At 65.0% G+C, this 25,669-nt stretch carries 25 protein-coding genes; 11 read left to right on the forward strand and 14 right to left on the reverse strand.

Annotated elements, in window-relative coordinates; translation table 11 throughout:
- Positions 1-675: 675 nt before the first annotated feature.
- Together ACNSTU_RS11305 and ACNSTU_RS11310 are read left to right on the forward strand one after the other, a co-directional pair.
- The gene (locus ACNSTU_RS11305) at positions 676-882 is read left to right on the forward strand and encodes a YjfB family protein (protein WP_290632879.1); all 207 of its coding nucleotides are present in this window, start codon (positions 676-678) and stop codon (positions 880-882) included.
- Between the two features lie 82 nt (positions 883-964).
- Entirely contained in the window at positions 965-1,873 is a 909-nt protein-coding gene (locus ACNSTU_RS11310; RefSeq protein ID WP_418212382.1) for a LysR family transcriptional regulator, read from the forward strand.
- On the opposite strand, the gene ACNSTU_RS11315 is transcribed toward ACNSTU_RS11310, so the two are convergent.
- Positions 1,851-2,399: a helix-hairpin-helix domain-containing protein gene (locus tag ACNSTU_RS11315; RefSeq protein WP_290632883.1), complete on the reverse strand. Its 549-nt coding sequence runs from the start codon at positions 2,397-2,399 to the stop codon at positions 1,851-1,853. The two genes, ACNSTU_RS11310 and ACNSTU_RS11315, sit on opposite strands and share 23 nt — an antisense overlap.
- A gap of 146 nt (positions 2,400-2,545) precedes the next feature.
- On the opposite strand from ACNSTU_RS11315, the gene ACNSTU_RS11320 reads away from it, so the two are divergent.
- Positions 2,546-2,911 (forward strand): DUF2784 domain-containing protein, encoded by a 366-nt coding sequence (locus ACNSTU_RS11320; protein WP_290632885.1) that lies wholly within the window; start codon positions 2,546-2,548, stop codon positions 2,909-2,911.
- A gap of 40 nt (positions 2,912-2,951) precedes the next feature.
- Here the strand turns inward: ACNSTU_RS11320 and ACNSTU_RS11325 are convergent, their stop codons facing one another.
- From ACNSTU_RS11325 to ACNSTU_RS11335, 3 genes are all read right to left on the reverse strand, one after another.
- Positions 2,952-4,712, reverse strand: a complete 1,761-nt coding sequence (locus ACNSTU_RS11325) for an AMP-binding protein (protein WP_290632887.1) — start codon at positions 4,710-4,712, stop codon at positions 2,952-2,954.
- A 227-nt stretch (positions 4,713-4,939) separates the two neighbouring features.
- Positions 4,940-6,118, reverse strand: coding sequence for an acetyl-CoA C-acyltransferase (locus ACNSTU_RS11330; protein WP_290632889.1), 1,179 nt, complete (start codon positions 6,116-6,118; stop codon positions 4,940-4,942).
- A 52-nt stretch (positions 6,119-6,170) separates the two neighbouring features.
- Positions 6,171-8,261 (reverse strand): 3-hydroxyacyl-CoA dehydrogenase NAD-binding domain-containing protein, encoded by a 2,091-nt coding sequence (locus ACNSTU_RS11335; protein WP_290632891.1) that lies wholly within the window; start codon positions 8,259-8,261, stop codon positions 6,171-6,173.
- Positions 8,262-8,502: 241 nt separating this feature from the next.
- On the opposite strand from ACNSTU_RS11335, the gene ACNSTU_RS11340 reads away from it, so the two are divergent.
- Together ACNSTU_RS11340 and ACNSTU_RS11345 are read left to right on the forward strand one after the other, a co-directional pair.
- Complete coding sequence (locus tag ACNSTU_RS11340) at positions 8,503-9,150, forward strand: TetR/AcrR family transcriptional regulator (protein ID WP_290632893.1); 648 nt, start codon at positions 8,503-8,505, stop codon at positions 9,148-9,150.
- Positions 9,151-9,285: 135 nt separating this feature from the next.
- The gene (locus tag ACNSTU_RS11345; protein WP_290632895.1) at positions 9,286-9,915 is read left to right on the forward strand and encodes an SDR family oxidoreductase; all 630 of its coding nucleotides are present in this window, start codon (positions 9,286-9,288) and stop codon (positions 9,913-9,915) included.
- A gap of 46 nt (positions 9,916-9,961) precedes the next feature.
- Here ACNSTU_RS11345 and cfa read toward each other — a convergent pair whose 3' ends face one another.
- Positions 9,962-11,119, reverse strand: coding sequence for a cyclopropane fatty acyl phospholipid synthase (gene cfa / locus ACNSTU_RS11350; protein WP_290632897.1), 1,158 nt, complete (start codon positions 11,117-11,119; stop codon positions 9,962-9,964).
- 128 nt (positions 11,120-11,247) lie between these two features.
- Positions 11,248-12,108, reverse strand: a complete 861-nt coding sequence (locus ACNSTU_RS11355) for a crotonase/enoyl-CoA hydratase family protein (RefSeq protein WP_290632899.1) — start codon at positions 12,106-12,108, stop codon at positions 11,248-11,250.
- 463 nt (positions 12,109-12,571) lie between these two features.
- Between ACNSTU_RS11355 and dctP the strand changes: the two genes are divergently transcribed.
- From dctP to ACNSTU_RS11370, 3 genes are all read left to right on the forward strand, one after another.
- Positions 12,572-13,612 (forward strand): TRAP transporter substrate-binding protein DctP, encoded by a 1,041-nt coding sequence (gene dctP, locus ACNSTU_RS11360; RefSeq protein WP_290632901.1) that lies wholly within the window; start codon positions 12,572-12,574, stop codon positions 13,610-13,612.
- 119 nt (positions 13,613-13,731) lie between these two features.
- Complete coding sequence (locus ACNSTU_RS11365) at positions 13,732-14,283, forward strand: TRAP transporter small permease subunit (protein ID WP_290632903.1); 552 nt, start codon at positions 13,732-13,734, stop codon at positions 14,281-14,283.
- Complete coding sequence (locus ACNSTU_RS11370; RefSeq protein WP_290632905.1) at positions 14,280-15,593, forward strand: TRAP transporter large permease; 1,314 nt, start codon at positions 14,280-14,282, stop codon at positions 15,591-15,593. Before ACNSTU_RS11365 ends, ACNSTU_RS11370 begins: the two co-directional genes overlap by 4 nt.
- On the opposite strand, the gene ACNSTU_RS11375 is transcribed toward ACNSTU_RS11370, so the two are convergent.
- Positions 15,583-17,079 carry a 1-acyl-sn-glycerol-3-phosphate acyltransferase gene (locus tag ACNSTU_RS11375; RefSeq protein WP_290632907.1) on the reverse strand — a complete coding sequence of 499 codons (1,497 nt, stop codon included), beginning with the start codon at positions 17,077-17,079 and terminating at the stop codon, positions 15,583-15,585. The genes ACNSTU_RS11370 and ACNSTU_RS11375 overlap by 11 nt on opposite strands.
- 263 nt (positions 17,080-17,342) lie before the next feature.
- Between ACNSTU_RS11375 and ACNSTU_RS11380 the strand changes: the two genes are divergently transcribed.
- Complete coding sequence (locus ACNSTU_RS11380; RefSeq protein ID WP_091640723.1) at positions 17,343-17,546, forward strand: cold-shock protein; 204 nt, start codon at positions 17,343-17,345, stop codon at positions 17,544-17,546.
- 181 nt (positions 17,547-17,727) lie between these two features.
- Entirely contained in the window at positions 17,728-18,315 is a 588-nt protein-coding gene (locus ACNSTU_RS11385; protein WP_418212383.1) for a TetR/AcrR family transcriptional regulator, read from the forward strand.
- A 28-nt stretch (positions 18,316-18,343) separates the two neighbouring features.
- On the opposite strand, the gene ACNSTU_RS11390 is transcribed toward ACNSTU_RS11385, so the two are convergent.
- The 5 genes from ACNSTU_RS11390 to ACNSTU_RS11410 all read right to left on the reverse strand — a co-directional run bounded on the left by ACNSTU_RS11390 (position 18,344) and on the right by ACNSTU_RS11410 (position 22,159).
- Complete coding sequence (locus ACNSTU_RS11390; protein WP_290632912.1) at positions 18,344-19,123, reverse strand: ferredoxin--NADP reductase; 780 nt, start codon at positions 19,121-19,123, stop codon at positions 18,344-18,346.
- Positions 19,124-19,344: 221 nt separating this feature from the next.
- Positions 19,345-19,746: a hypothetical protein gene (locus ACNSTU_RS11395; protein ID WP_290632914.1), complete on the reverse strand. Its 402-nt coding sequence runs from the start codon at positions 19,744-19,746 to the stop codon at positions 19,345-19,347.
- A 78-nt stretch (positions 19,747-19,824) separates the two neighbouring features.
- The gene (locus tag ACNSTU_RS11400) at positions 19,825-21,174 is read right to left on the reverse strand and encodes an MATE family efflux transporter (protein WP_290632916.1); all 1,350 of its coding nucleotides are present in this window, start codon (positions 21,172-21,174) and stop codon (positions 19,825-19,827) included.
- A complete protein-coding gene (locus tag ACNSTU_RS11405; RefSeq protein ID WP_290632918.1) occupies positions 21,171-21,674 on the reverse strand; it encodes a hypothetical protein in 504 nt (167 codons plus the stop codon). Before ACNSTU_RS11405 ends, ACNSTU_RS11400 begins: the two co-directional genes overlap by 4 nt.
- A complete protein-coding gene (locus tag ACNSTU_RS11410) occupies positions 21,671-22,159 on the reverse strand; it encodes a permease (protein WP_290636895.1) in 489 nt (162 codons plus the stop codon). The genes ACNSTU_RS11405 and ACNSTU_RS11410 overlap by 4 nt, the downstream gene beginning before the upstream one ends.
- 133 nt (positions 22,160-22,292) lie before the next feature.
- Here ACNSTU_RS11410 and ACNSTU_RS11415 point away from each other — a divergent pair, with 133 nt between their 5' ends.
- Complete coding sequence (locus tag ACNSTU_RS11415) at positions 22,293-23,750, forward strand: amidase (RefSeq protein ID WP_290632922.1); 1,458 nt, start codon at positions 22,293-22,295, stop codon at positions 23,748-23,750.
- A 7-nt stretch (positions 23,751-23,757) separates the two neighbouring features.
- On the opposite strand, the gene ACNSTU_RS11420 is transcribed toward ACNSTU_RS11415, so the two are convergent.
- Positions 23,758-24,438, reverse strand: coding sequence for a glutathione S-transferase N-terminal domain-containing protein (locus ACNSTU_RS11420; protein ID WP_290632924.1), 681 nt, complete (start codon positions 24,436-24,438; stop codon positions 23,758-23,760).
- Positions 24,435-25,637, reverse strand: a complete 1,203-nt coding sequence (locus ACNSTU_RS11425; protein WP_290636896.1) for a CaiB/BaiF CoA transferase family protein — start codon at positions 25,635-25,637, stop codon at positions 24,435-24,437. Before ACNSTU_RS11425 ends, ACNSTU_RS11420 begins: the two co-directional genes overlap by 4 nt.
- Positions 25,638-25,669: the final 32 nt, after the last annotated feature.

Here is a 25,669-nt window from a genome sequence, read left to right on the forward strand (position 1 = left end):
ATCAAAAACCAGCGCCCTTACGACCCCGCGTTGGCCTGACGGCCAACCGGCATGGGGGGCCCGGGATGGCGGACCTGAAGGTCCGCCCTACGGGGTCTACCGCTTGACCCGCAAGACGGTATCTACGACGGCACCCGGGCAGCACCCGTAGGGTGGATCTCCAGATCCACCATCCGACGGCACCCGGGCAAGCACCCGTAGGGTGGATCTCCAGATCCACCATCCGACGGCACCCCGGCAGCACCCGTAGGGTGGATCTTCAGATCCACCATCCGATGGCACCCGGGCGGCAACCGTAGGGTGGATCTTCAGGTCCACCATCCGACCTGAAACGCACGACCGCGTGTCGCTGCGACGCACCAAAAAAAGCGCCCCGCGAGAGCGGGGCGTAAGGAGTCCGTTCGATTAGGAGGAGAAGCATTGCTGGGCGGCATCCTGCCGCAATTGAAGCAAAGCAACCCCCGTGCCATGTTTTTAAGTGTATGTTTTTAAGAGCATATTCACGCATTCTGCTGATGCCTGTGAGGCTGTCGAGCACCACGTTGGGGCGCGAAGCGCACGACGTGCCCGATCCGGGAGCACGACCGACCTACAGATGATGCCCACGTTGTGACATGGATCACTGGTCGCGGTCGCCATCCATGGTTTCCTGACGCCATACCAAGGAGGTGAATCATGGCCGACGCATCCGCAATTGCGGCAACCGCCACGACGATGAGTCAGACGCAGCTGCAGGTTGAAGCCGGAACCAGTGTCACGCGCAAGGCGATGGACGTGCACGAGTCCACCGCAATGCAGCTGATCGACAACATCGACGCCGTCGGCAATGCGCCCAGCAACCCGGGAGACCGGGTCGGCGAAATGCTCGACACCCGCGCTTGATGCCGGTCACTGGCGGTCCGTCCGACTCGGGTGGTGCCACCGCCAGTCCTCTGTAACAATCCGGTCCATGCATATCGAGCGCATGGACCTGAATCTCTTCGTGGTCTTCGAGGCCATCTACACCGAGGGTGGGATCACGGCCGCCAGCGGCAAGCTGCATCTTACCCAGCCGGCGGTGAGCCACGCCCTGGGGCGTCTCCGCGACATCTTCGGCGACCCGCTGTTCGAGCGCGAGGGGCGTCGCATGGTGCCTACGCCATTGGCGCGTAACCTCATCGGCCCTGTGCGCGAGGCGTTGCGGGGGCTGGAGATCGGGCTGGTGGAAGCGGACCGGTTCGATCCGGAATCCAGTGACCGACTCTTTACGCTCGGGGTTCGTGATGTGCTGGAGACGACGGTGCTACCGCCGCTCATGGCCCAGGTGCGGCGTGAGGCGCCCGGTGTGCGGGTGTCTGCTGTTCGTGCGGATCGGCGCGGTCTGGAGTCGGAACTGGCCGCCGGGTCGCTGGATGCCGCCGTGGATATCTGGCTGCCCCTGTCCGAGCGCGTATGCCACAAGCGCCTCGTGAGTAACCGGCTGGTGGTGCTGGTGCGGCATAATCACCCGATCGCCGACGGGCCCATGACGCTGGATACCTACCTGGCCCAGGATCACTTGGTGGCCAGTTCGCGCCGGGCCGGGCCGGGGGTCGAGGATGTGGAGCTGAGCCGGCTTGGCCTGCAGCGCACCATTCGCCTGCGCTGCCAGCACTACTTCGCCGCGTGTCGGGTCGTCAGCGAAACGGATCTGGTGCTGACCATCCCGGAGCGATACGCCCAAGTGGCCAATCAGGCATTCGGCAACCGTGTGCTGCCGCTACCCATGACCCTGCCGCAGCTGGACTCCTACCTGTACTGGCACGCCAACGTGGACTCGGAGCCGGCCAACCTGTGGCTGCGCCGGCACCTGGAGTCCATATTCGATGGTGCTAGACCATCTCCCGGGCACTGACGGACCAGCCCTCGACCTTTTTCTCCGAGATGACCACCGACTGATCCCGCAGCTTCTGGGTTACGGCCTTGACGTTGGCTGCCGCCAGATCGTCGAAAGTGCGGATGCCGAGGTTCTGGAGCCGGGCGGCCATGGCCGGTCCGATGCCCTTGATGGCCGTCAGGTCGTCCACCGGTGCTTCTTCAGCCTTTGCCGCAGACGGCTTTGGGGCCTGTTCCTGAGCAGATTCGGATTTCGCCTCTGGTTTCGGCTTCGGTTCCGGTGGTGCTTCGGGTTTGGCTTCCGCCTTCGGGTCCGCTTTCTGTTCAGGCGCCGGTTCCGGTTCTGGGGCCGGCTCCGGCTGCGCCGCCGCCGGCTGGGAGGCCGCAGCAGGCCGCACGTTAGCCCTGGATTCCTGGGCGGGTGGTGTCTCGGCTTCTGGTTTCTGGCCCTGAGAGGCGCTGTCCTCGCGCCGTGAGGCGTTATCGTCCCGGGGCAGCCACCAGAACAGCATGTCCATCCAGCGTTTGAAAAGATCCGGTCCCATAGTCAGGCTCCGTTGCAGCTCGCGGTCTGCGTTTGAAATTACGGCAGTGCATCATGCCGTCGCTTCATTCTTCCATACCTTATGGTAGAGGTCACGAACGGCGTGTGGCAGGCTCGCAGCATGGCGGGCGGAGAGCAGAGGGTGATATGGAGCGAACGGGATACCGGTTTGCCGCGGATGCAATCATGTGGAGTCACGCAGCGTTCGTGCTGTTTGCGCTGCTCGGCGCTCCGGTTGCCCTCCTGGGGACCGGTTGGCTGGTCCTGCATCTGGTGGTGCTCGCCTGGGCTGCGGGTATCAACCTGGGCGGCTGTACCTGCCCGCTGACGCCCCTGGAAAACCGGTTTCGTGTCGCGGCCGGAGAGAGTGGTTACGGCGGAGGGTTCATCCAGCATTATCTGGAGAAATTCGGCTTGCAGGGGATGCCCCGCCGACAGCTGGAGGTGCGGGTCGCGTGGGCACTGCTGGCGTGGAACGCAGTACTTTACCTGGTGCTGTTCGCCCTTCGCTGAGAGGCCGGGTGCGGCAGCGGTTGCCGCACCCGGATCAGCTTTACGCCTTGCCCAGTTCCTTCAGTGCTTCCGCGCGCAGGTCCTTGCGCAGGACCTTGCCCACCGGTGTCAGCGGGATTTCTTCCCGGAACACGATCTGCTTGGGCACCTTGTAGCTGGTCAGCGACTGGCGGCAATGGTCACGGATATCGTCCTCCGTGACGGACTCGTCGGCCTTGACCACGTAGGCGCGCACGGCCTCACCGGTTTCATCGTCCGGCACCCCGACGACGCCGACCTCGCGCACGCCCGGATGGCGGGCGATGACGTCTTCCACTTCGTTCGGGTAGACGTTGAAGCCGGAGACCAGGACCATGTCCTTCTTGCGGTCGACGATGTAGAAATAGCCGTCCTCGTCCATCTTCGCGATGTCACCGGTGAAGAACCAACCGTCATCCATGGCCTCGTCAGTGGCATCGGGGCGGTTCCAGTAGCCCTTCATTACCTGCGGTCCCTTGACCACCAGTTCGCCCGGTTCGCCCACCGGCATCGGGTTGCCGCCCTCGTCCACGATGCGGCACCAGGTACTGGCGTACGGAATGCCGATGCTGCCCATCTTGACCGGGCCGTTGAGCGGGTTGGTGGTGACGCCCGGGCTGGTCTCGGTCAGACCGTAGGCCTGGTAGATGGGTTGGCCCACCACCTCTTTCCAGCGTTCTGCAGTGGCGTCCTGCACGGCGGTGCCGCCGCCGATGGTGATCTCCAGGTTGCGCGGCGGCGCTTCCCGGAACCAGTCTTCGGCCAGCAGACCGTTGAACAGCGTGTTCACGCCGGAGAAGAAACGGATGTCGTACTTCTCGAACGCCGGCTTGAGGTTGGCGACCGGTCGCGGCGAGGGAATCAGCACATTGTGGCCGCCGAGGCTGAAGAAGATGCCGCTAACACCCAGGGCGAAGATGTGGTACATGGGCAGCGCCGTCATCGCCACACGCTCTTCCGGCAGGCTGTTCTGCAGGTTGTTGTACGACTGCTGGATGTTGGAGATCAGGTTGCCGTGGGTCAGCATCGCGCCTTTCGAGCGTCCGGTGGTGCCGCCCGTGTACTGAAGCGCCAGCAGGTCGTCCTGGCTCACTTCGATGGTGTCCACCGACTTGCCGGCCGCCAGGTGTTTCGCGCCCAGCTCCAGTGCCTCGTTGATGGTGGTGGCGGGCACTTCGCATTTGGGCACCATCTTCTTCAGCTTCTGCACGGTCCGCACGATGAAGCGCCGCACAGTCGGGAAGAAGTCCGCCACGCTGTGGATGACCACCGTTTGAACCTGGCTCTTCGGCACCACCTGCGGCAGCTTGTCCGCGAACATGTCGATCATCAGAAGCACTTTCGCGCCCGAGTCATTCAGGGCGTGATCGATCTCCGGCACGGTGTACAGCGGGTTGATGTTGACCAGAACGCAGCCTGCCTTGGCCGCGCCGAACATGAAGATCGGATAGGTGAGGCAGTTGGGGCTCTGGATCGCGACGCGGTCGCCCTTTTCCAGGCCCAGCTCGTAGCGCAGGTAGGCCGCGAACTGGTCCGACAGGGTGTCGACCTCCGCAAAGGTGAGCGTGCCCGTGGTGCCGGTGGGCAGACAGGTGGTGAATGCGGGCTTCTGCGCATGCTCGCGGCTTGCCTGGCGCACCATGTCACCAAAGCTCTTGTAGGGCAGGGCGTCCAGGTCGTTCTGGCTTTCTTCACCGTAGAACTTCAGCCAGGGCCGCGCGTCATAGGGTTCGAAGCTCGCACTGGTCTTGTTATTGCCGGGTTCCTGTGCCGAATCCGTCATGGCCAATCTCCTCCGTTTGATCTTGTTATGGTGTCGTTGGTGCGATCATGCAGCCGCCTGCCGGTGGTGTCCATGGGCGCGTGGGGCGTGGACGAACCGACAGGATGGCCTCATTCCCGAGACAGGATAGCAGGATGGCGCGGGGCGGGTCTTCGCCGTGCCCGCGTCAGTCCTGGTCGGCCGCCGGGGCATCACCGCCGACGGCCGGTTCATGGCTGGAGCCGCCTTCAGGCGACCTCGAACAGCCCGGCTGCACCCATGCCGGTGCCCACGCACATGGTCACGACCACGTACTTGACGTTCCGGCGCTTGCCCTCGATCAGGGCGTGGCCGACCAGGCGGGATCCCGTCAGGCCGTAGGGGTGGCCCACGGCGATGGAGCCGCCGTTGACGTTCAGGCGCTCGTCGGGGATGCCGAGCTTGTCGCGGCAGTACAGCACCTGTACCGCGAACGCCTCGTTCAGTTCCCACAGCCCGATGTCGTCCACGCTGAGCCCGTGGCGCTTGAGCAGCTTGGGGATGGCGTAGACCGGGCCGATACCCATTTCGTCCGGCTCGCAGCCGGCCACCGCAAAGCCGCGGAAGATGCCCAGTGGGCTGAGGTTGCGCCGCTCCGCCTCTTTGGCCGACATCAGCACCTGGGCCGATGCGCCGTCGGAGAACTGGCTGGCGTTGCCTGCGGTGATGACGCCACCCGGCATGGCCGAGCGGATGCCGCTGACGCCCTCGATGTTGGTGTCCGGGCGGATCCCCTCATCCTGGGAGACGGTGACTTCCTTGGTCATCATCGCGCCCGTGGCCTTGTCGGCGGCGCCCATGACCGTCGTCATGGGCACGATCTCATCGTCGAACTTGCCCGCTTCGCGGGCGGCGGCGGCCCGCTGCTGGCTGCGCACGCCGTACTCGTCCTGGGCTTCCTTGGGGATGTTGTAGCGTTCGGCCACGGTTTCCGCCGTCTGCAGCATGCTCCAGTAGACTTCCGGCTTGTGCTTGGCGAGCCACTCTTCCTGCATGTAGTTGGTGTTTACGTCCGCCTGCACCGTGGAGATGGACTCCACGCCGCCCGCGACCATCACCGGCGCGTTGTCGACGATGATGTGCTGCGCCGCCATGGCCACTGCCTGCAGTCCCGAGGAGCAGAAGCGGTTGACCGTAACGCCCGCCACGCTCACGGGCAGGCCGGCACGCAGGGCGCCCATGCGGGCGACGTCGTTGCCGGTGGAGCCCTCGGGGAGGGCGCAGCCCATGATCACGTCGTCGATCTCGGCGCCGTCGACACCGGCGCGCTCCACGGCGTGCTGGATGGCGTGGCCGGCGAGCGTGGCGCCGTGGGTCAGGTTGAAGCTCCCGCGCCAGGATTTCGCCAGCGGCGTACGGGCAGTGGATACGATGACTACGTCGTTCATGTGTCTCTCCTGGTGTCAGCGGGCCCGCAATGGCGAGCCCCCTGTCGCGTATTCAGTTGAACGTCTTGCCGTCGGCGGCGAGTTTCGTCAGCAGCGGCGCCGGTTCCCAGAAGCCCGGCTGGACGTTGGGATTGGCCCGGAACTGTTCCATGGCCCGCTCCACATTCATCAGCCCCACCTGGTCGGCGTAGTGCATGGGGCCGCCGCGGTGAACCGGGAAGCCGTAGCCGGTGAGGTAGACGATGTCGATGTCCGAGGCGCGCTGGGCGATGCCTTCCTCGAGGATGCGTGCCCCCTCGTTGACCAGGGCATAGATGCAGCGCTCCACAATCTCCTTGCTGCTGATCTTGCGCGGCGTAATGCCCATCTCCTTGCGGCATTCCTCGATGACGCGGTCGACTTCCGGGTCGTGCAGCGGGGAGCGGTTGCCCGGTTCGTAGCGGTAGAAGCCGGCGCCGGTCTTCTGACCGTAGCGGCCCATCTCGCACAGCCGGTCGGCGATGACCAGGCGCTTCATGTCCGGCTTCTCTTCGTACTGGCGCTTGCGGATGGCCCAGCCGATGTCGCCGCCGGCCAGGTCGGCCATGCGCAGCGGTCCCATCACGAAGCCGAACTTCTCGATGGCCTTGTCGATCTGCTGCGGCGTGGCGCCTTCCTCAAGCATGATCAGCGCTTCGCGCTGGTACGGCCCGACCATGCGGTTGCCGATGAAGCCGTCGCACACGCCGGAGACCACCGCGGTCTTCTTGATGGTCTTGCCGATCTTCATGACCGTGGCCATGACGTCCTTCGACGTTTTGTCGCCGCGCACCACTTCCAGCAGCTTCATGACGTTCGCCGGGCTGAAGAAGTGCATGCCGACCACGTCTTCCGGGCGCTTCGTGAAGCCGGCAATCTTGTTCAGATCCAGGGTGGAGGTGTTGCTGGCGAGGATGGCGCCGGGCTTGCAGGTGGCGTCCAGCGTCTCGAACACTTTCTGTTTGACGCCCATGTCCTCGAACACCGCCTCGATGACGAGATCGACATCCTTATAAGCGTCGTAGTCGGTGGCCGTGTGCAGCAGGGCGAGCTTCTGCTCGGCATCCTCCTGCTTCATCTTGCCCTTCTTGACGCGCCCCTCGTAGACGCTGCGGATGTGCGCCACGCCCTTGTCCAGGGACTCCTGCTTCATGTCCAGGATGGTCACGGGAATGCCGGCGTTGAGGAAGTTGATGGCAATGCCACTGCCCATGGTGCCGGCGCCGATGACGCCCACGTGCTTGATCTCGCGGCTGGGCGTGTCCTTACCGATGTCCGGGACCTTGGACGCCTCGCGCTCGGCGAAAAAGGCGTGGCGCAGGGCGGCGGATTCGGGGGTCTGCATCAGCTCGGCAAACAGCTGGCGCTCCTTCTGCAGGCCTTCATCGAAGGGCTTCTCCACGGCCGCGCGCACGGCTTCCAGGCACTTCAGCGGTGCCGGGTAGTTCTTCGCCATCTGGCTGATGCCGTTGCGGGCGAACATGAAGAACGCCTCGGCCTTGGGGTGGGAGACGCGCATGTCGCGCACGCGTTTGAGGGGCTTGTTCTGCTTGACCACCTGACTGGCCAGGGCCGTGGCGTCGGCTTCCAGATCGCCTTCGCTGTACTGGTCGAACAGGGCACTGCCCTGGAACATCTTCGCCGGCACGGTGGTGCCGGAGACGATCAGGTTCAGCGCATGCTCCACGCCGACCACGCGGGGCAGACGCTGGGTGCCGCCGGCGCCGGGCAGCAGGCCGAGCTTGACTTCCGGAAGGGCGACGCTCGCGTTCGGTGTGGCGACGCGGTAGTGGCAGCCCAGGGCCAGTTCCAGTCCGCCGCCCATGCAGTTGCCGTCCACCGCGGCCACAACCGGCTTGCTGCTGGTCTCGATGACGTTGATCACTGTGGGCAGGCTGGGTTCGGCCATCATCTTCGGCGTGCCGAATTCACGGATGTCCGCACCGCCGGAGAAGGTGCCGTTGGCGCCGGTGATCACCACGGCCTTGATGGCGTCGTCCCCTTCCGCCTTGCGGATGCCGTCGACAATGCCGCGCCGCAGATCGTAACCGAGGCCGTTGACCGGCGGGTTGTCGAGGCGAATGAGGGCAATCTCGCCTTTGACTTCGTAATGGGCTGTGCTCATGTCATCTCCTGACTTGCTTAACAGGACGCCGGCCGCCTTCGGGACGGTGCGCCGGCTGCTCCGGAACAGGTTGTTTGCGAAAACCGCCGGCGCCAGCGCTGGCCGGCCGCCGGTGACGGTGAGCGGCGCGCTTTGCGGGTGGCGTGCGGGCGGTTCTTTTATGCCAATACACTAGTGTATGGTGACTGGAACGGTAGTTCATGTTCTGCAGGGGCGTCAATGCTTCAAGGTGAGGTAGGAAATGACTGACGCAGAGTCTTCCGGCAGCCGGCGGCGGCGGGGTGATCGCGATCAGCTCACGCGCGACGACTGGCTGGACGCGGCCACCGAGCTGGTGGTGGAGGGTGGCTTCGACAATGTCCGCGTACTCACCCTGGCGCGCCGTCTCGGCGTGTCGCGGGGGAGTTTCTACTGGCACTTCCGGGATCACCAGGACCTGCTATCGAGCTTTCTGCAGCGCTGGCGCGAGCGTCGGATGGCGGACCTGGACTACTGGAAGTCCGGCGACGGCGACGTCCACACCGAGACCCGGCGTATCCTCCGGCTGCTGCTGGGTGACTCCGGTCGCAGCGTGCGGCGCATGCGCGTGGAGCTGGCGGTTCGCGACTTCGCCCGGCGGGACCGTGACGCCGCCGATGCGGTGGCCGCGGTGGATGAAGCCCGCATTCGCCAGAACGAGACGCAGCTGCTGCGCATTGCGGATAATGGTGAGGGGGCGCAGGATCTCTCGCTGTTGCTGTACGTGGCCACCATGGGGGCGCAGCTGGTGATGACCGGCCCCGATCGGGATGAGGCGAAAGTAGAACGCATCGAGCAGCTCATCGCCAATCTCGTGGTCCAGTGGCACGAGCGGGGCGGCGGCAGCATGCTTGGCCCGGACGCTGAGTGAAACGCCGTTCCACGGTGGATCAACGGCGCCATGATCCGTAGGGTGTGATTTTGAGAGGCCGCGCCAACGGGTTTAAGGGCAGGCGGCCCATTAGATACGGAGCGCGTCCGCCGCGCTCCGCTGGAGGAGATCAGCATGACCGTACTAGTCATTGGTGCCAACGGGCGCATCGGCAGACAGGTATGTGCTCTGGCCGCGGAATCCGGGGTGCCGGTGCGTGCCATGGTGAGGCACCGGGCCGAAGAACCGCTCTTCGAGGAGCAGGGCATCGACACAGTTCAGGGCGATCTGGAAGGGGACTTCCACGAGGCGCTGGATGGGTGTGATCAGGTGGTTTTCGTTGCCGGGTCCGGTCCCCACACCAGCGCGGACCGCACCCTGCTGGTGGATCTGCACGGCGCCGTTCGTGCCATCCAGCTTGCCGAGGAAGCCGGCGTGTCGCGTTTCATCATGCTCAGCGCCCTGCGGGCCAGCGATCCGCTGGCGGGGCCGGAGAACCTGCGGCCCTATCTGGCAGCGAAGTACGCGGCCGACCTGATTCTGCAGCGCTCGACCCTGCCCCACGTTATTCTGCGGCCCGGCAAGTTCACGGACGACGAGCCCACCGGGCTGGTCTCGACGGATCCGGACCAGTCGGTGGGGATCGATATCAGCCGCGGCAATGTGGCTCTGGCGCTGTTCGCCATTCTGCGCAATCCGGACATCGTTGACCGGGAAATCCCGCTGGTGGACGGTGACCGTCCGGTGGACGCCGTGGTCGGCTGACGCATCGGCGCTGTCGCCCGTTGAGCTGGCACCCGACACGCGGGTGTCAGCTCACCCGGGGACACCCTCCCACAATCCCCCGTCTGGACAACACCAACTGCCACAGCTGGGTTTCCCGTGCCCGGAACAGTGCCGCGCAGCTCAGCAGGTAGTAGCGCCACATGCGCCGGAAACGCTCGCCGTAGCGATCCCGGAACTGCGGCCATGCCGCCTCGACGTTGTCGTGCCACGCCATCAGCGTCGGGTCGTAGTCGGCGCCGAAGTTGTGGACGTCTTCGATGAGGACCAGGTCCTCGGCGGCATCGCTGATCTGGCCGAGCGCGGGCAGGTCGCCGTTGGGGAAGATGTACTTGTCGACCCACGGGTCGGGCGTCGAGTTGCGGCGGTTCTTGCCGATGGTGTGGAGCAGGCAGAGGCCGTCGTCCGCGAGGCAGCGGTTCACTGTCTCCAGAAACGTGCGATGGTTCTTGCGGCCCACGTGCTCGAACATGCCGACGCTGACGACGGCATCGAAGTGCTCGTCGACTTCCCGGTAGTCCTGCAGCCGGAACTCGACGGGCAGGCCCCGGCAGCGTTCCCGCCCGAGGCGGACCTGTTCCTCGGAAATGGTCAGTCCCACGCACTCCACGCCGTAGTGTTCGGCGGCATACTGCATGAAACTGCCCCAGCCGCAGCCGATGTCGAGCACACGCATACCCGGTTCGAGCTGGAGCTTGCGGCAGATCAGGTCCAGTTTTGCTTCCTGGGCCTCGTCCAGTGTCCGCGCATCCCGCCAGTAACCGCACGTGTAGGTCATGCGGCGGTCCAGCATTGCGGCGTAGAAGTCGTTGCCCAGGTCGTAGTGGGCCTCCCCCACCTGTCTGGCGCGCCGAAGGCTTTGCAGGTTGAGCAGCCTGGCGCGCATGGAGTGGAACGCCAGACGCAGCGGCTGGACCTGGTCGTGGATGCGGGCACGGAGGATACGGAAGAAGAACTCGTCGAGGCGCTCCACGTCCCAGTGGCCGTCCATGTACGCCTCGCCCAGGCCCAGATTACCGTAGGCCAGGGCGCGCTCGGGGACATTGCTCGCGTGGAGTTGGATGTCCCAGGGTCGGTCGCCGTTGACACGGATGTCTGCTTTCTCAAGCAGGTCGTGCATGAGGCGGTCGAGACTGTTACTGCTCTGCTGTTGGGAAGGCAGACGCGTGCGTGTCGGTGATGCCATCAGCCCCTCCATGCGCAGTTTATTCTTGCTTCTGCGCTGTCAATCCTCCATTTACTTTCAGCATAGTCAATGAGCCGCCGTTGATCCTACCCGTCGGCGCCGCCGGGGTGTCCCGGCGGCGACGCCGGTCACTCGAACGGCCGCTCGCGCCACCAGGGGAAGAAGTCCGGCATATCCGCGGACGGCCCCATGGTGAACCTGGCCGGACGCTTCTCGAGAAAGCTGCTGACGCCTTCGCGGGCATCGGCTGACTGGCCCATGTAGGCGATGGCGCGGGAGTCGATCTTGTGCGCCTCCATGGGATGATCGGCCGCCAGCATGCGCCACATCAGCTGGCGGTTGAGCGCGGTGGCCACCGCCGAGGTGTTGTCGGCAAACTCCCGCGCCAGTTCCCGTGCCGCTGGGAGCAGGGCGTCGGGTTCATGCAGGCTGCGCACGAGGCCGCCTGCATGTGCCTCCTCGGCATCGAAGACGCGGCCGCTGTAGACCCATTCGGCAGCCTGCTGCATGCCGACAAGACGCGGCAGGAACCAGCTCGAGCATGCTTCCATGGTGATGCCCCGGCGGGAGAAGACGAAACCGAAGCGGGCCCGCGTCGAGGCCAGCCGGATGTCCATGGGGAGCTGCATGGTGAGCCCGATGCCGACCGCGGCACCGTTGATTGCGCCGATGACCGGTTTGCGGCATTCATAAATACGCAGGGTGACCGTGCCACCGCCGTCGCGGTTGCTGTTGGCCAGCTCCTTGTCCTCGCGCTTGTCCCGGTTGAACGTGTCGCCGCCTTTCTCCAGATCGGCGCCGGCGCAGAACGCCTTGCCGGCGCCGGTGACGATGATGGCGCGGACCGAGTCATCGCTGTCCGCGGCATCGAATGCTTCGATGAGTTCGCGCCGCATCGCGTCGTTGAAGGCGTTCATGCGGTCGGGGCGGTCCAGGGTCAGGGTCAGGACCCCCTGGTCGACCTCGTACTGCAGCGTTTCGTAGCTCACTGCGGATCTCCTTGTGGTGTGGTTTTCTGGTTCAGGCATGCCGGTCGTGACCGGATCCGGCCGGCGTGTATGCACCCAGTCTATTGCGCTGACCCGGCGCTGTCAGGTGCGAGTGCCATTCCGCAAATAGGCTGAGAAGGGCTGGGTGAGTGAAATTCCCTGAAAGCCCTGAAAAAATCATCGTATTTGCTGCCAGCGGGGTTTGGTAACGCTGTGATCGTTGTGCGCAGACAGTATCCGTGAGAACCGTGGTCGTTGGGTTTGCGTTCTGATCTTTCGCATCTATGTCAAAGGGTTGCCTTTTCCGCAGAGCGGACCCGGGCAGTTGCTTTACCGGCCCTGTTTGCTGTTGACAGGGGGTTTGCCAGCTGTAGTCTGAATAACGTCCACAGAATCAAGAATAAGTGCCACGGCACTGGCGTGATTCGCAGTCGGCATCAGTCCAATTCGGGAGGAGAATACCGTGAAGCATTCCATGAAGCTGGGTCTTTCCGCCGCCGCCACGGGCCTGCTCGGGCTCGCACTGGCTCCAGCAACGGTCTCCGCGGACGAGACCTACACCTGGCGTGTCCAGTCGCACTGGCCCAGTGCCAGCAGCTCGTACGGCGACAGCCTGGAAACGTTGAAGGAGAAGCTCTACGAGCGCACGGACGGCCGGCTTGAACTCGAGCTGCACGAGGCCGGTTCGCTGTTCGGGCATGACGAGATCTTCAGCGCTGTGAGCCGCGGCACGCTGGATATGGGGACTATTTCGCCCGCTTACGAGATGGACCGGTTGTCCACTGCCGGTATCGCATTCGGTCTCCCCAACGGCTTCCAGGAAACCTGGGAGGCCGCTTACTTCTTCAAGCACAAGGGCTTCGAGGAGATGATCCGCGAAGAGGCCGCAGAGTACGACGTGGCCTACTTCACCGAGAAGGTCTATCCGACAGAAATGGTGCTCAGCGAGCCCATTGAGTCCCTGAGCGATTTCGAGGGGCTGAATATCCGCTCTTCCGGCGTGCTGCAGACCTTCCTGACCGAGGCCGGCGCAGCGGCATCCAACATTCCCGGTGAAGAGCTTTACCAGGCCCTGCAGACGGGTGTCGTCGACGGTGCCCACTGGGGGGCCGTGCAGGGCGCGATGAGCATGTCACTGTACGAGGTGGCGCCTTATCATGTGCGGCCACCGCTCAACATCGGCGGTATCGATGCCTACGTCATAAGCCAGGACTCCCTGGACGAGTTGCCGGATGACATCCGTAAGACGGTGGAAGACACCATCGAGGAGCAGTTCTGGCGCCGCACCAACGAGTACATCTACCAGGAGCAGGCCGCCCTGGCTCACTCCAAGGAAGAGTACGGCGTTGAGGTTATCGAACTGCCCGACGAAGTACAGGACGCCATGCTGGAGGCAGCGGAGAGTATCTGGGATGACCAGGCTGCCGAGAGCGAGCGTGCCGCCGAGGCGGTCGAGCTGATGCGCGAACTGCTCGCCGATCTGGGGCATATCGACGAGGAGTGAGTCGGCCATGGGGAGTCTGCGGTCACGTGCTGCAGACTCCCCGGTTGCGTTTCGCCGGTGGTGACGCCAAGCCGGGGTCACCACCACCCAGGTGACGGATTTCCCCTCACGGAGATGTTATGAACGCCCTGCGCAAGGTGCTCCGCGGCGTGACCCATGCCAATGAGTGGCTGGGCCGAGCGGTACTGGCCTGGCTTGTCCTGGTCATGTTCGTGTTGCTGTTTCTGGAAGTGAACATGCGGTATCTGTTCGGCTCGCCCACGGTCTGGACGGGCGAGCTCACGCAGATGCTTTTCGGGGTCTACGCCATTCTCGCCGGCGCTTACATCATGACCCAGCGCGCCCACGTGAACGTGGACATCTTCTACGCGCGCTTCCCGAAGCGGGTCCGCGCCGGCGTGGATATTCTGACCTCGGCGCTATTTTTCGCGTTCGTGCTGGTTCTGGTGACCGAGGGATACAGCATGGCGGAGGACTCCATGAGCCGCTGGGAGACCTCCCGTTCGGCCTGGAACCCGCCTGTGTGGCCGGTGAAGCTGGCCATTCCCGTGGGCGCGGGACTGTTGTTGCTGCAAGGGCTGGTCAAGCTGATTCACGACATCCTGATTCTTTTCAATCTGGAGGGTAGCGAGCCGCTGTTCCCCGAGCAGGCAGGGGAGGACAAGCTATGAGCGTCGAAATGATCACGCTGCTGTTCTTCGGTTCGCTGCTGTTCTTCCTGTTCCTGGGGGTGCCCCTGGCCTTTGTGCTGGGCGGTGTCTCGGTGGTGTTCCTGTACTTCGACTGGGGGCCGGATGCGTTCTACATGGTGGCCTCCAACATGTGGAGCACCATGAACAGCTTCACGCTGATCGCCATCCCGCTGTTCATCTTCATGGCGATGCTGCTGGAGCGCTCGGGCGTTGCCCGCGATCTCTACCACATGATGCACTTGTGGTGGTCCGGCGTGCGTGGCGGGCTGGCCATCGGCACTGTTGGTATTTGCGCGATCTTTGCCGCCATGTGCGGCATCAGCGGCGCGGCGGTGACCAGCATGGGCACCATAGCCCTGCCCAACATGCTGGAGCGCAAGTACGACAAGGAGATGGCGCTGGGGGCCATCAACGCCGGCGGCGGCTGGGGGATTCTCATCCCGCCGAGCATCATCATGATTCTCTATGCCCTGATCACGGGCGTGTCGGTGGGTGAGCTGTTCGCCGCGGGGATTGTCCCGGGGTTGCTGCTGATGGTGCTAGTGTCGCTCTACATCGGCATCCGCTGCTACTTTCAGCCGCACCTGGGGCCGGCGCTGCCCCAGGAGGACCGCGGTAGCCTGAAAGACAAGTTCATCGCCCTGCGGTCGGTGATCCTGCCGATCTTCATCGTCGTCATCGTACTCGGCTCGATCCTGGCCGGGATCGCAACCGCAACAGAGGCGGCCGCCATCGGCGTGTTCGGGGCGCTGGTGTCGTCCATCGTCTATCGCCGGTTCAGCTGGGAGATGCTGCGGGAGTCGTGTATACGCACGCTGCGGCTGACGGGAATGATCATGTGGATCCTGTTCGCGGCCCACGCGTTCAGTACCGCCTATAACTCCATGGGCGCCCAGCCCATGATCCTCGAGTTCATGATGTCGATCCCCGGCGGGGAGTGGGGGGCGCTGGCGGCCATTCTGATCATCATCTTCCTTATGGCCATGGTGCTGGATCCACTCGGCATCATGCTGATCACGCTGCCGGTGTTCCTGCCGATCGTGACCGGTTTCGGGTTCGATCCCGTCTGGTTCGGGATCCTGTTCATCATCATGATGGAAATCGGTTACATGACTCCGCCGTTCGGCTTCAACCTCTTCTACCTGAAGGGAGTGGCACCGCCTGGTGTGACCATGGGGGATATCTACCGGTCGGTGATTCCCTACACGGCGGTGGAGATGTTCGGGCTGTTCCTGGTGATTCTGTTCCCGGGCATCGCGTTGTGGCTACCCAACCTGCTCATGGGTTAGTTCGGGGGGCGTCCGCGGCGGATTCCGGCATCAGGCCGGAGTCCGCCGCCGGATCGTCAGCGCCGGGTCTGTCGCGCAACAGGTGCTCGATGCTGTTGGCGTAGTACTCCAGCAGGGGCCGCGCGGTCTCGGCGGGCATGAATCGGTCGTTGCCGGCGTCCAGCAGCGCATTGCGTTCGGTCAGCATGGCAATGGCGAGGTCGAGACCCTCGGCTGGATCCGGGACTGGAATGTAGGGGGTTGCCCGATCCCCCGATTCCAGTTCCAGCACAGCCGCAGCGTATGCCGAATCGAGTGCCTCCCTGGACCACTCCCGGCGAGGCTCGTGTATCAGTAGCCAGCACACCAGGGGCACCGGCAGGATCGGCGTGACCTCGCCGATGCATCCCATGACGTGCCCGGCGAAGGCACGGCTCAGGCGCAGCCGCTCCCGTGGGGGCAGAAAGCGCGGGTCGACGTTGCGTTCCTGGCACCAAGCCCGCGCGGAGATGGGGGTGCCAAAACCGGCGGCCGCATGCCCCATGGTATCTGCGCGCCCCGTCAAGCGATTGCCGACGTTGCGCAGCAACAGCATGACCCCCTGACCCATGGCGCGCACCGTCGAACGGCGTTTTATCTGGCCGTGAGCCTCTGCAAGGAGTGACTGGTCCTCGACGACGCGGTCGTAGGTGAGGCCCACGGGGATGAACAGGATGTCCCGTTCGCCGCCCGGGTTGAAATCCCGCAGCATGTAATCCAGCAGCCCCGCCCGCGGCGCGCGCAGGGCCCCGTCACGACTGAGTCCGGCTTCGGGGAACACGGCCTGCACCACGCCGCCGTCCACCGCCATCTGCACGTAACGCTCCAGCACGCGGCGGTAGAGCGCGTTGTGGTCGTGTCGACGCACGAAATAGGCGCCCATGGCCCGCACCAGGGGCTCCAGTGGCCAGACGCGGGCCCACTCTCCCACGGCGTAGGAGAGGGCGGTCTGGTCTTCCGCCAGGTAGGCCACCAGCACGTAATCCATGTTGCTGCGATGGTTCATGACGAAGACGATACTGGCGTCGGGGTCGATGTTGGCCAGGCCCCGCTCGTCCCGGTAGGCGAGTCGTACCTGGTAGAACCGGCGCACGATCGCCCGCGCAAGGCGGTTACCGAGCCGGAAATAGACGTAAGCGTTGAACGCGGGGACGATTTCGCGGGCGTAAGCGTCCACCCGGCGCAGCGCCACCGCCCATGGCGTGCCATTCTCTTCGCAATAAGCCCTGACGGCGGCCAGGACGCGCGGGTCGTAGGCAAGGCGGTCGATGAGGACTTCCCGCTTGGTGAGGCTGAACGTCGGCAGCTTGAGGTGCAGACGCCGGTTCACCTCCTCGATCAGCCCGCTCAGCCGGCGCCGGAAGAACCAGCGCACTGTGGGAATCAGCAGGCGTGCGAGTACCGCCCACAGGGTGATGAGCAGCATGACCAAAAGCAGCCAGTAGGGCACCTCTACCGGTTCAGTCATCGTTTCGGGGGTCTCGAAGCCGGGCTGATAGTGGGGACGTTTATCATGCGAGCGCGACGCTGTCACACGCCCACGCCGGTACGGCAACGCTATTGCGGCGGTGCAGTGTGAAAAATGCTGGCCTGACGGCGAATCATCCTGTAGTCTCCTCCTTGCAGTGTCCAGCTTGAGTACCTTCGGCAGTCCCGCCCTTCTTGGTCGTCACTCCGTACGTTGTTCAGGTCGACCTGCATTATGCAAACGATCGATGAGGAAATGTAACGATGATGACCGGTACCGTTAAGTGGTTCGACGACGCCAAGGGCTTTGGCTTTATTACCCCGCAGGATGGTGGCAAGGACGTGTTCGTCCATCACTCCGCCATCAACGGCGCGGGCTTCAAGAGCCTGGCCGAAGGGCAGCAGGTCGAGTTCGAAACCCAGGACACCCCGAAGGGCCTGGCCGCGGCGAACGTCACCGCGATCTGAGCCTGACTGGCTGGTGCGTGCCGCGGCGACCCGCGAGCACGCGCGCCTGTTAAAAAGCCCCGCTCCGGCGGGGTTTTTTGCGTTCGAGAAGTGAGGTTCCGGCGTTCGCCGTTGGTTCGAAACGGCCCCTGGGTTACCCTTATAGACTGACTGGTCAGGAAAGAGCCGGAGAGAGCTTGCCATGCCTGCTGGACGCCCCAGACAGTTCGATCCCCCTGTTGCCCTGGGTCGGGCGACGGATCTGTTCTGGTCCCGCGGTTATGAGGGGACGTCACTGCAGGGGCTGCTGGCAGTCACGGGGCTGTCCCGGAGCAGCCTGTACCAGACCTTCGGTGACAAGCATCACCTGTTCTCCCAGTGCCTGGAACACTACCGGGAGAAGACGGTTTCCGGCATGTGGCAGCGTCTCGAAGATGCTCCCACCGGTCGCGTCTTTGTCGAGTTGACGATGCGTCGTGCCATCGACGACCGGCACGCCGCCGGTGGCCCCAGGGGGTGTCTGGTACTCAATACGGCCACCGAGTTCGGCCACCGCGACCCGGACGTGACACGTCAGGTCCAGGCGGCATTGAGCGCGTTCCGGGCGGTTTTCGAGGAGGCCGTGCGGCGCGGGCAGGCTGACGGCAGCATCACACCGAGTCAGAGCCCGCAGCAGCTCGCCGTGTATCTTGTGGCGGGCATGGGCGGGCTGCGGACGCTCGTGAAAGGGGGGGAGGTGGAAGCGCTGGTCGACGGTGCGTGCGAGATGCTGCTGACGGCCCTGGATTGACCGAGCCGTCAGCGCTGCCCGGCGTTGGTCACTTTTCCACAAAGGCGCGTTCGATGACGTAATCGCCCGCTACGCCGATCCGCGGCGAGGCCTTGAAACCCCGCTTGTCAAGCATGGTGCTGATGTCTTCCAGCATGGCCGGACTGCCGCAGATCATGGCGCGGTCGTGTTCCGGGTTGAGTGGCGGCAGGCCGATGTCATCAAACAACTTTCCGGTCTCCACCAGGTGCGTGATGCGGCCCTGATTCTTGAACTCCTCCCGGGTGACGGTCGGGTAGTAAATCAGCTTCTCGCGGATCATTTCGCCAAAGAACTCGTTCTCCGGCAGCTCGCCCTGGATGAAATCCTGGTAGGCAAGCTCGCTCTTGTAGCGAACGCCGTGGATGAGCACGATTTTCTCGAACTGCTCGTACGCCTCCGGGTCCTGGATGACGCTCAGGAACGGCGCCAGTCCCGTGCCGGTGCTGAACAGGTACAGGTTCTTGCCCGGGGAGAGGTCGCTGAGTACGAGCGTGCCCGTCGGCTTCCGGCTGGTTACCACTTCATCCCCTTCCTTGAGATGCTGCAGGCGGGAGGTCAGCGGGCCGTCCGGTACCTTGATGCTGAAGAACTCGAGGTGGTCCTCGTAGTTCGGGCTGGCGATGCTGTATGCCCGCATGAGCTTCTTGCCGCTTTCTTCCTGCAGTCCGATCATGACGAACTGGCCGTTCTCGAAGCGCAGGGCCGGATCGCGGGTGGTACGGAAGCTGAACAGCGTATCGTTCCAGTGGTGGACGCTGATCACGCGTTCGGTAGCCATGTTGCTCATGTCGCCAGCTCTCCCTGGACGTTCAATACAAGACAGAATGTTAGCAGGCCCTGTGGAGCCGGATCCTCCCCGGCGCCACATCCCGCATGGTCAGTCCGCGGTCGCTCGCAAGCGCCATTGCCACGCAGGTAGCCTTGATGGTGCAAAGCTTAGGGGGAAAAGGAATATCTGTGAAATGGGTTATTCGCATAAGCTATAACCCATTTCGACATATGGCGTGCTCAGCGGAACTGGATACCGCCTCCGGGCATTCCCTGCTGCCCGCCTCCGCCCATGCCTCCACCCTGACCGGGCGTGACGATGGAAGTGGCCTGTTCCCGCTGCATCTCCTCGATGCGCCGGATCATGTCCTCCAGCGCCTGATTGGCGGCGTCCGGGAATTTTGCGATGGCGTCTTCCAGGCTGTCGGCCTCAATGTCGAACGACAGCGGCAGGGCGCCACCCTGGGTCATGACCTGGCTCTGACCGTTGTAGGTCACCGGGCGTGATTCATCGCGGCTGCCATCCGTGTTCACCGGGGTCATGCGTCGAATGGCGCCGACCCGGCCATCCGTAAAGGTTTCTTCCTGGACGAGCGCACTGGTGTCCAGGGACATGTCGGGCATCTGGTCGGCTTCACTCATTTCCCTCTCCTGTGAGTCATTGATGGACAGTCCTTTATGATGCCGCAACGGTGCCGCTGATCCAAACCCGCCGGTCGGTCAGCAGCCCGGCGTCGCCGCTTGTTCACGGCGCTGCTCAAGAAGGGCCATCCCCTGCTGATACAATGTCCATGACAGCAGCCCGGCGGCCAGGTTCCCCGCGAGGGCGCCGTTGAACACGCCAGTGAGACCCATTAGCCAGGCGCCGAGCCAGAGCAGGGGCAGGTAACACAGGAACAGCCGCGCAACCGATATGGCCAGGGCTCGCATGGGCAGACCCAGGGCGTTGCATACCGATACCATCAGCATGCAGACCCCCAAGGCGCCGTAACTCAGCGGCACCCGCAGCAGGTAGTCGTTGAGCGCCGCCGCCACCTCGCCATCGCTGCTCACGAGCCCCGTCAGGACCCCGGACAGCAGCAGCCAGAGCACGGCGATGGCGAGCTGCCAGATCAGAACGAAGCGTACGGCGATGCGGACCAGGCTGCGTACGTGGTGCAGCTCCCCCGCACCAAGGAACCGCCCGATCATGGGCGGCATGGACATGGTCAGCGCCAGCACCACGACAATGGAGAAGAACTCCAGGCGGGTACCCAGGCCCCACGCGGCGACGGCGCTGGAGCCGAAACCGGCCACCAGCGACGTTGCCAGCATGGCCGAGACCGGGGGCATCAGCTGGCTGACCATGGCCGGTCCGGTGATACCGGCCAGCTGACGCAAGGCGGGGGCTGGGTTGATCGCCAGCAGGTCGAAGTGCATCAGATGGCGCCGCAACAGTGCCGGATAGATGACGGCGATGCCGAGGGTGAACGCCGTCACCGTGGCCCACGCCGCACCGGGCAACCCCCAGCCAAAGACGAAGATGAACAGAGGGTCCAGGGCCAGGTTCGCCAGGCTGGTGATTACCATCCACAGCCCCGGCGTGCGGGTGTCTCCGTGAGCGCGCATCACACTGTAGCCGAAGTAGAGCACCGCACCGCACCAGGCGCTCAGCAGCCACGGAATCCAGAACGTTCGGATCAGTGGCAGCAGATCGGCGTCGGCGCCGAGCAGAGTGACCAGCGGTTCGCGCAGCACCCACAGCAGCAGGCACAGCGCAGCGACGGCGATGGCGCCGGAGACGACCACCAGACCGCCCTGGCGCCGGGCCAGGGCGGCGTCGCCGGCACCCAGGGTGCGCGATATGATCGCCGTGGTGGCGATACCGAGCCCCACCTGAAAGCCAATGATCAGCTGCTGCATGGGCAGGGTGAACGCCAGCGCGGCCAATGGGTCGACGCCAAGCTGCGCGATGAAGGCGCTGTCCACCAGCTGGAAACCGAGCAGCGACACCACCCCGAACAGCATGGGCCAGGTCATGGTGAACAGGGTGCGCCCGAGACCATGGCGTGTGAGGTCCTCTGTGGTCATGGCGTTCCCGTACGGATGATTTCGGTGAGCAGTCCGGCGGCGAGCGGCACCGGCAGGCAGGCCAGTGTACGCAGCACGACGAAGCGCCAGCCCATCATGGGTGCCTCGAAGACCAGCACGCGGTGAAACGCGAGCACGGACCAGGCAGTGATCAGCGTGATCATCTGTGCCACGCCGATGCCGGCGTCGATTAGCGCCAGTGCCAGCGGAAAGACGATCATCGGCCCGCCGGGCATGATTCCGCCGATCAGGGTGGCCAGCAGGATGCCGCGGATGCCGGACGCATCGCCCAGCACGGCAACCATCTGCTGCTCCGGTATCAGAGCGGCGAGAAAGACGCCGGCAAGTAGCGCAGGCGGCAGCCGCATCAGCAGCGGTTGCAGCTGGATCCAGCCGTCATGGGCCACGTCCCGGTGGCGAATGGTGCCACGGCGGTGAGCCGCAGCGAAGGCCGCTGCCAGGAGCAGGGCCACGGTGCCGTAGGCCACCACCGTCATCATGGCTGCACCCGGCGGAGGATCAGCCGGGTGGCGAACCCGGCCAGAAAGGGCAGCGGCAGCGACACCAGCAGCCGCAGGGCGACGAAATCCACACCGAGAAACGGCAGCTCCCACACCAGCACCCGGTTCAGGCCAAGCACCGACCAGGCCGTCAGGTAGGCAACGCAGACCTCGGTCGAGGCGCCGGCCCGGTGGAGTCCGACCACCAGTGGGAAGGCGGTGAAGGGGCCGCCCGGCGTGATCGCACCGGCAACGGTGGCGACGGTGAGGCCGCGCAGTCCGCTGCGGCCGCCCAGCCAGTGCTCCATGGTCGTGCGCGGGATCAGCCGTTGCACATAGGCGCCAACGAGCAGGGCGCCGACGAGAACGGGAACGATCCACACCATCAGGCCCAGAGCCTGCTGCAGTGTGTCACTGAACACGGCGGTGCCGTGCTGCCACCACGTGGCTGCGCCCGCCATGGCCGCGAGCGCCAGGAAGAACACTGTTGTGCCGTCCAGGCGGCGCCATGGGGGTCGTTTTAGTCGGGTTGCTGGCGGCATCGAGAAAGGTGTGGGAAGGTTGACCGAACGCACAGTCTACAGGCTACCGGTCCGTGGGCGAGAGGAGGAGATCGCAATGGATCTGGCATACCACTCCACGGCGCGGCTGGCGCTGATGATCCGCGAAGGGGAGATCGGCTCGGAGGCTCTGCTGGAGCACCTGCTGGCGCGCCATGATGCGTGCAATCCGCCGCTGAACGCGGTGGTGGTGACGGACGTGGGCGCCGCCCGGCAGCGGGCACGCGAGGCCGATGCCGCTCTGGCGCGCGGCGAGCGTTGGGGGCCATTGCACGGCGTGCCCATGACGGTGAAAGAGACCTACGAGGTGGCTGGCATGCCCACCACCGCCGGGTCACCTTCGTTGCGGGAGTACCGGTCGGAGCACAGCGCCTTGGCCGTGCAGCGGCTGCTGAACGCCGGCGCGGTGATCCACGGCAAGACCAACGTGCCGCTGTTTGCCGGTGATCTGCAGACCTACAACGACATCTACGGGACCACCGTGAATCCCTGGAACCCGGATCGCACCCCCGGCGGTTCTTCCGGGGGGGCGGCGGCCGCGGTGGCGGCCGGGTTGACGCCTCTGGAACTGGGTAGTGACATCGGTGGCTCCATCCGCACGCCAGCGAGTTTCTGCGGCGTGTGCGGCCACAAGCCGAGTTACGGCATTGTCTCCATGCGCGGCCATATCCCCGGCCCACCGGGGTCGTTGTCGGCGGCGGATATCAGTGTCGCCGGGCCGCTGGCCCGCACGGTGGATGATCTCGATCTGGCCATGGGCCTGCTGCTGGGGCCGGATCCGGAGCAGGCCACGGGCTGGCGGGTGGAACTGCCGCCGTCCCGGCATGGCCACGGCCGCGACTTCCGCGTGGCCGCATGGCTGGATGATCCCGGCTGTCCGGTAGATGCGGAGGTCGTGGCGCTGCTGGAGGCGCTAGTGGAGCGTCTCCGGGGGGAGGGCACGAAGGTCGATACCATGGCTCGGCCCGCCGGCATCGATCTCGCCCGGTCTCACGATACCTACTATCAGCTGTTGACCGGCACCATGAGCGGCGGTCTGCCGGAGAAGGTCTTCTCGAGCATGCTGGCCCAGGCCGATGGCGCCGGCCCGGACGATGCCGGCTATCCGGCGCGCTTTGCCCGTGGCGCGACCCAGCGCCATGCCCAGTGGCTGCGCACCAACGAGAAACGGCTCCACATGCGTGCGGCGTGGCAGGCCTTCTTCGGCTCGTTCGACGTCATGCTGGCCCCCGCCATCCATACGCCGCCCTTTGCCCACGACCACGGTCAGCCCATGGCCGAGCGCCGCCTGCCCATCAACGGCGTGGACCGCCCCTACATGGACGTGCTGACCTGGGCCGGGCTGGCCGGCGTGGTGCATCTGCCCTCGACGGTGGTGCCGGTCGCGCGCACCCGGGCCGGGCTTCCGGTAGGTGTGCAGATCATCGGCCCCTATCTGGAGGACGCCACGTCCCTGGCGTTCGCCCGTTTCGTTGAGGCGGTGACCGGCGGCTTCGAGGCACCGCCGGGATACTGAGCGGGCGTCACCGCGCCCGTTGGTTGAACAGGATTTCCCGCTCGCGGTCGTCCGGTGGCGCCTGGCGACGGTATTCGCTGCCCAGGTCCACCGCCCGTTGCACTGGCGCACGCTCCTTGATGGTCTGGCGCCAGCGCCGAACGTTGGGGAAGGCCTCCAGGCTGTCGCCCAGCGGTTTCGCGATCAGGACCCAGGGCCAGGTGGCCATGTCGGCAACGGAGTACTCCCCCAGTATGTACTCCCGCGTCTCCAGGCGCCGCTCCAGAACACCCAGGCAGCGGTTGTACTCGTTGGCGTAGCGGGTGTGGGCGTAGTCCTGGCCCGCCGGCGCATAGTTCACGAAATGGCTGAGCTGCCCGGCCATGGGGCCGATATTGCCCACCTGCCAGAACAGCCACTCCAGCGCTTCCTTGCGGCCGATGGCATCGGTGGGCATGAAGCGCCCCGTCTTCTCCGCCAGGTAGACGAGAATGGCGCCGGATTCGAACACCGGCACCGGCTCGCCGCTGACGTCATGGTCAACGATGGCCGGCATGCGGTTGTTGGGGCTGATGGCCAGGAACTCCGGTGTGAACTGCTCGCCGCGGCCGATGTTGATCGGCACCATGCGGTAGGGCAGGCCGCATTCCTCCAGCATCATGCCGATCTTCCAGCCGTTCGGCGTGGGCCAGTAGTAGAAGTCGATCATGGGGTTCTCTCTCCGGGCGCGGTGACGCCGGTCTCGCGGAGGCGGCGCCGTTCGTCTTCACTGTATCCCAGGTCGGCCAGGATGGCGTCGGTGTCCTGGCCCAGGGCCGGGGCGCCGTGGCGGATGCCCGCGGGTGAGCGCGAGAACGTTGCCGCCGGCGCCGCCTGTCGCAGTGTGCCGGCCGCCGGGTGATCCGACTCCAGCACCAGGGCCTTGGCGCTGACCTGGGGGTGGTGGATGACCTGGTTGCGCGTGAGCACGGGCGCGCACGGCACCCCTTCGCGCTCCAGGCGCTCCAGCCAGGTTTCCGCGGTGCGGGCGTAGAGCGCGTCCTGAGTTAGCTGCAGGCGCTCATCAATGTGCTCCTGGCGCAGTGCCGGTGTCAGGAAACGCGGGTCGGTGAGCCACTCCGGGCGATCCAGTGCCCGCGTCAGCGCCTGCCACTCGCGGTCGGTCTGCACGGCCACGCTGATGTAGCCGTCGGCGGTGGCGTAGATGAGGTCGATGAAACTCGCGGCTTCCGCCTGGGGCAGTTCGTCGCCCACGAACGTCTGACTGCCCATGTCCGATCCCCACAGAAAGGCCAGGACGGCGCCGAGCATGGAAACCCGCACGTGCTGGCCTTCACCCGTTTGCGCCCTGTGGAGCAGGGCGGCGGTGACGGCCTGGGCCGTGGTCATGCCGGTGAGCTTGTCCGGGAGAATGGTCCGGACCAGTTGCGGGCGCACGCTGTCGCTGCCGCCCTGGACGCTGGCGAGCCCCGAGAGTGCCTGGACCAGCGGATCGTAGACGGGTTTGGCGGCATACGGCCCGGCATCGCCGAAGCCACTGATGGAGGCGTAGACCAGGCCGGGGTTCGATGCGCGCAGGGTCGCTTCGTCCAGCCCCATGCGCTCGATGACCCCGGGGCGGAAGTTCTGGATGAACACGTCGGCCCCGGTTGCCAGTCGTTGCACTGCCGCCAGGCCCGCGTCCGTTTTCAGGTTCAGTGTGAGCGAGCGCTTGTTGCGATTGTTGTTCAGGAAGCTGGCGGAGAAGCCGCTGCGCTGATTGGCGGCCAGGCGGGTGTAATCACCACCGGCGGGATTCTCCACCTTGATGACCTCCGCACCCTGGTCGGCAAGTATCATGGTTGCCAGCGGGCCGGAGACCATGGCCGTGAGGTCGACCACCCGGATGCCGGCAAGGGGACCGCTCATGTGGCTGTGCCCCATGGCTGCAGACTCGCGCG

It is taken from the genome of Aquisalimonas sp. APHAB1-3, from assembly GCF_048323695.1.
Classification (GTDB): Bacteria; Pseudomonadota; Gammaproteobacteria; order Nitrococcales; family Aquisalimonadaceae; genus Aquisalimonas.

Coding starts and splice junctions, on each gene's coding strand:
- ACNSTU_RS11400 (WP_290632916.1), bottom strand. CDS start 21,174: ATGACCACAGAGGACCTCACACGCCATGGTCTCGGGCGCACCCTGTTC.
- ACNSTU_RS11335 (WP_290632891.1), bottom strand. CDS start 8,261: ATGAGCACAGCCCATTACGAAGTCAAAGGCGAGATTGCCCTCATTCGC.
- ACNSTU_RS11425 (WP_290636896.1), bottom strand. CDS start 25,637: ATGAGCGGTCCCCTTGCCGGCATCCGGGTGGTCGACCTCACGGCCATG.
- ACNSTU_RS11420 (WP_290632924.1), bottom strand. CDS start 24,438: ATGATCGACTTCTACTACTGGCCCACGCCGAACGGCTGGAAGATCGGC.
- ACNSTU_RS11405 (WP_290632918.1), bottom strand. CDS start 21,674: ATGATGACGGTGGTGGCCTACGGCACCGTGGCCCTGCTCCTGGCAGCG.
- ACNSTU_RS11305 (WP_290632879.1), top strand. CDS start 676: ATGGCCGACGCATCCGCAATTGCGGCAACCGCCACGACGATGAGTCAG.
- ACNSTU_RS11315 (WP_290632883.1), bottom strand. CDS start 2,399: ATGGGACCGGATCTTTTCAAACGCTGGATGGACATGCTGTTCTGGTGG.
- ACNSTU_RS11340 (WP_290632893.1), top strand. CDS start 8,503: ATGACTGACGCAGAGTCTTCCGGCAGCCGGCGGCGGCGGGGTGATCGC.
- ACNSTU_RS11395 (WP_290632914.1), bottom strand. CDS start 19,746: ATGAGTGAAGCCGACCAGATGCCCGACATGTCCCTGGACACCAGTGCG.
- ACNSTU_RS11330 (WP_290632889.1), bottom strand. CDS start 6,118: ATGAACGACGTAGTCATCGTATCCACTGCCCGTACGCCGCTGGCGAAA.
- ACNSTU_RS11365 (WP_290632903.1), top strand. CDS start 13,732: ATGAACGCCCTGCGCAAGGTGCTCCGCGGCGTGACCCATGCCAATGAG.
- ACNSTU_RS11375 (WP_290632907.1), bottom strand. CDS start 17,079: ATGACTGAACCGGTAGAGGTGCCCTACTGGCTGCTTTTGGTCATGCTG.
- ACNSTU_RS11385 (WP_418212383.1), top strand. CDS start 17,728: ATGCCTGCTGGACGCCCCAGACAGTTCGATCCCCCTGTTGCCCTGGGT.
- ACNSTU_RS11345 (WP_290632895.1), top strand. CDS start 9,286: ATGACCGTACTAGTCATTGGTGCCAACGGGCGCATCGGCAGACAGGTA.
- cfa (WP_290632897.1), bottom strand. CDS start 11,119: ATGGCATCACCGACACGCACGCGTCTGCCTTCCCAACAGCAGAGCAGT.
- ACNSTU_RS11370 (WP_290632905.1), top strand. CDS start 14,280: ATGAGCGTCGAAATGATCACGCTGCTGTTCTTCGGTTCGCTGCTGTTC.
- ACNSTU_RS11320 (WP_290632885.1), top strand. CDS start 2,546: ATGGAGCGAACGGGATACCGGTTTGCCGCGGATGCAATCATGTGGAGT.
- ACNSTU_RS11325 (WP_290632887.1), bottom strand. CDS start 4,712: ATGACGGATTCGGCACAGGAACCCGGCAATAACAAGACCAGTGCGAGC.
- ACNSTU_RS11415 (WP_290632922.1), top strand. CDS start 22,293: ATGGATCTGGCATACCACTCCACGGCGCGGCTGGCGCTGATGATCCGC.
- ACNSTU_RS11390 (WP_290632912.1), bottom strand. CDS start 19,123: ATGAGCAACATGGCTACCGAACGCGTGATCAGCGTCCACCACTGGAAC.
- ACNSTU_RS11380 (WP_091640723.1), top strand. CDS start 17,343: ATGATGACCGGTACCGTTAAGTGGTTCGACGACGCCAAGGGCTTTGGC.
- ACNSTU_RS11310 (WP_418212382.1), top strand. CDS start 965: ATGGACCTGAATCTCTTCGTGGTCTTCGAGGCCATCTACACCGAGGGT.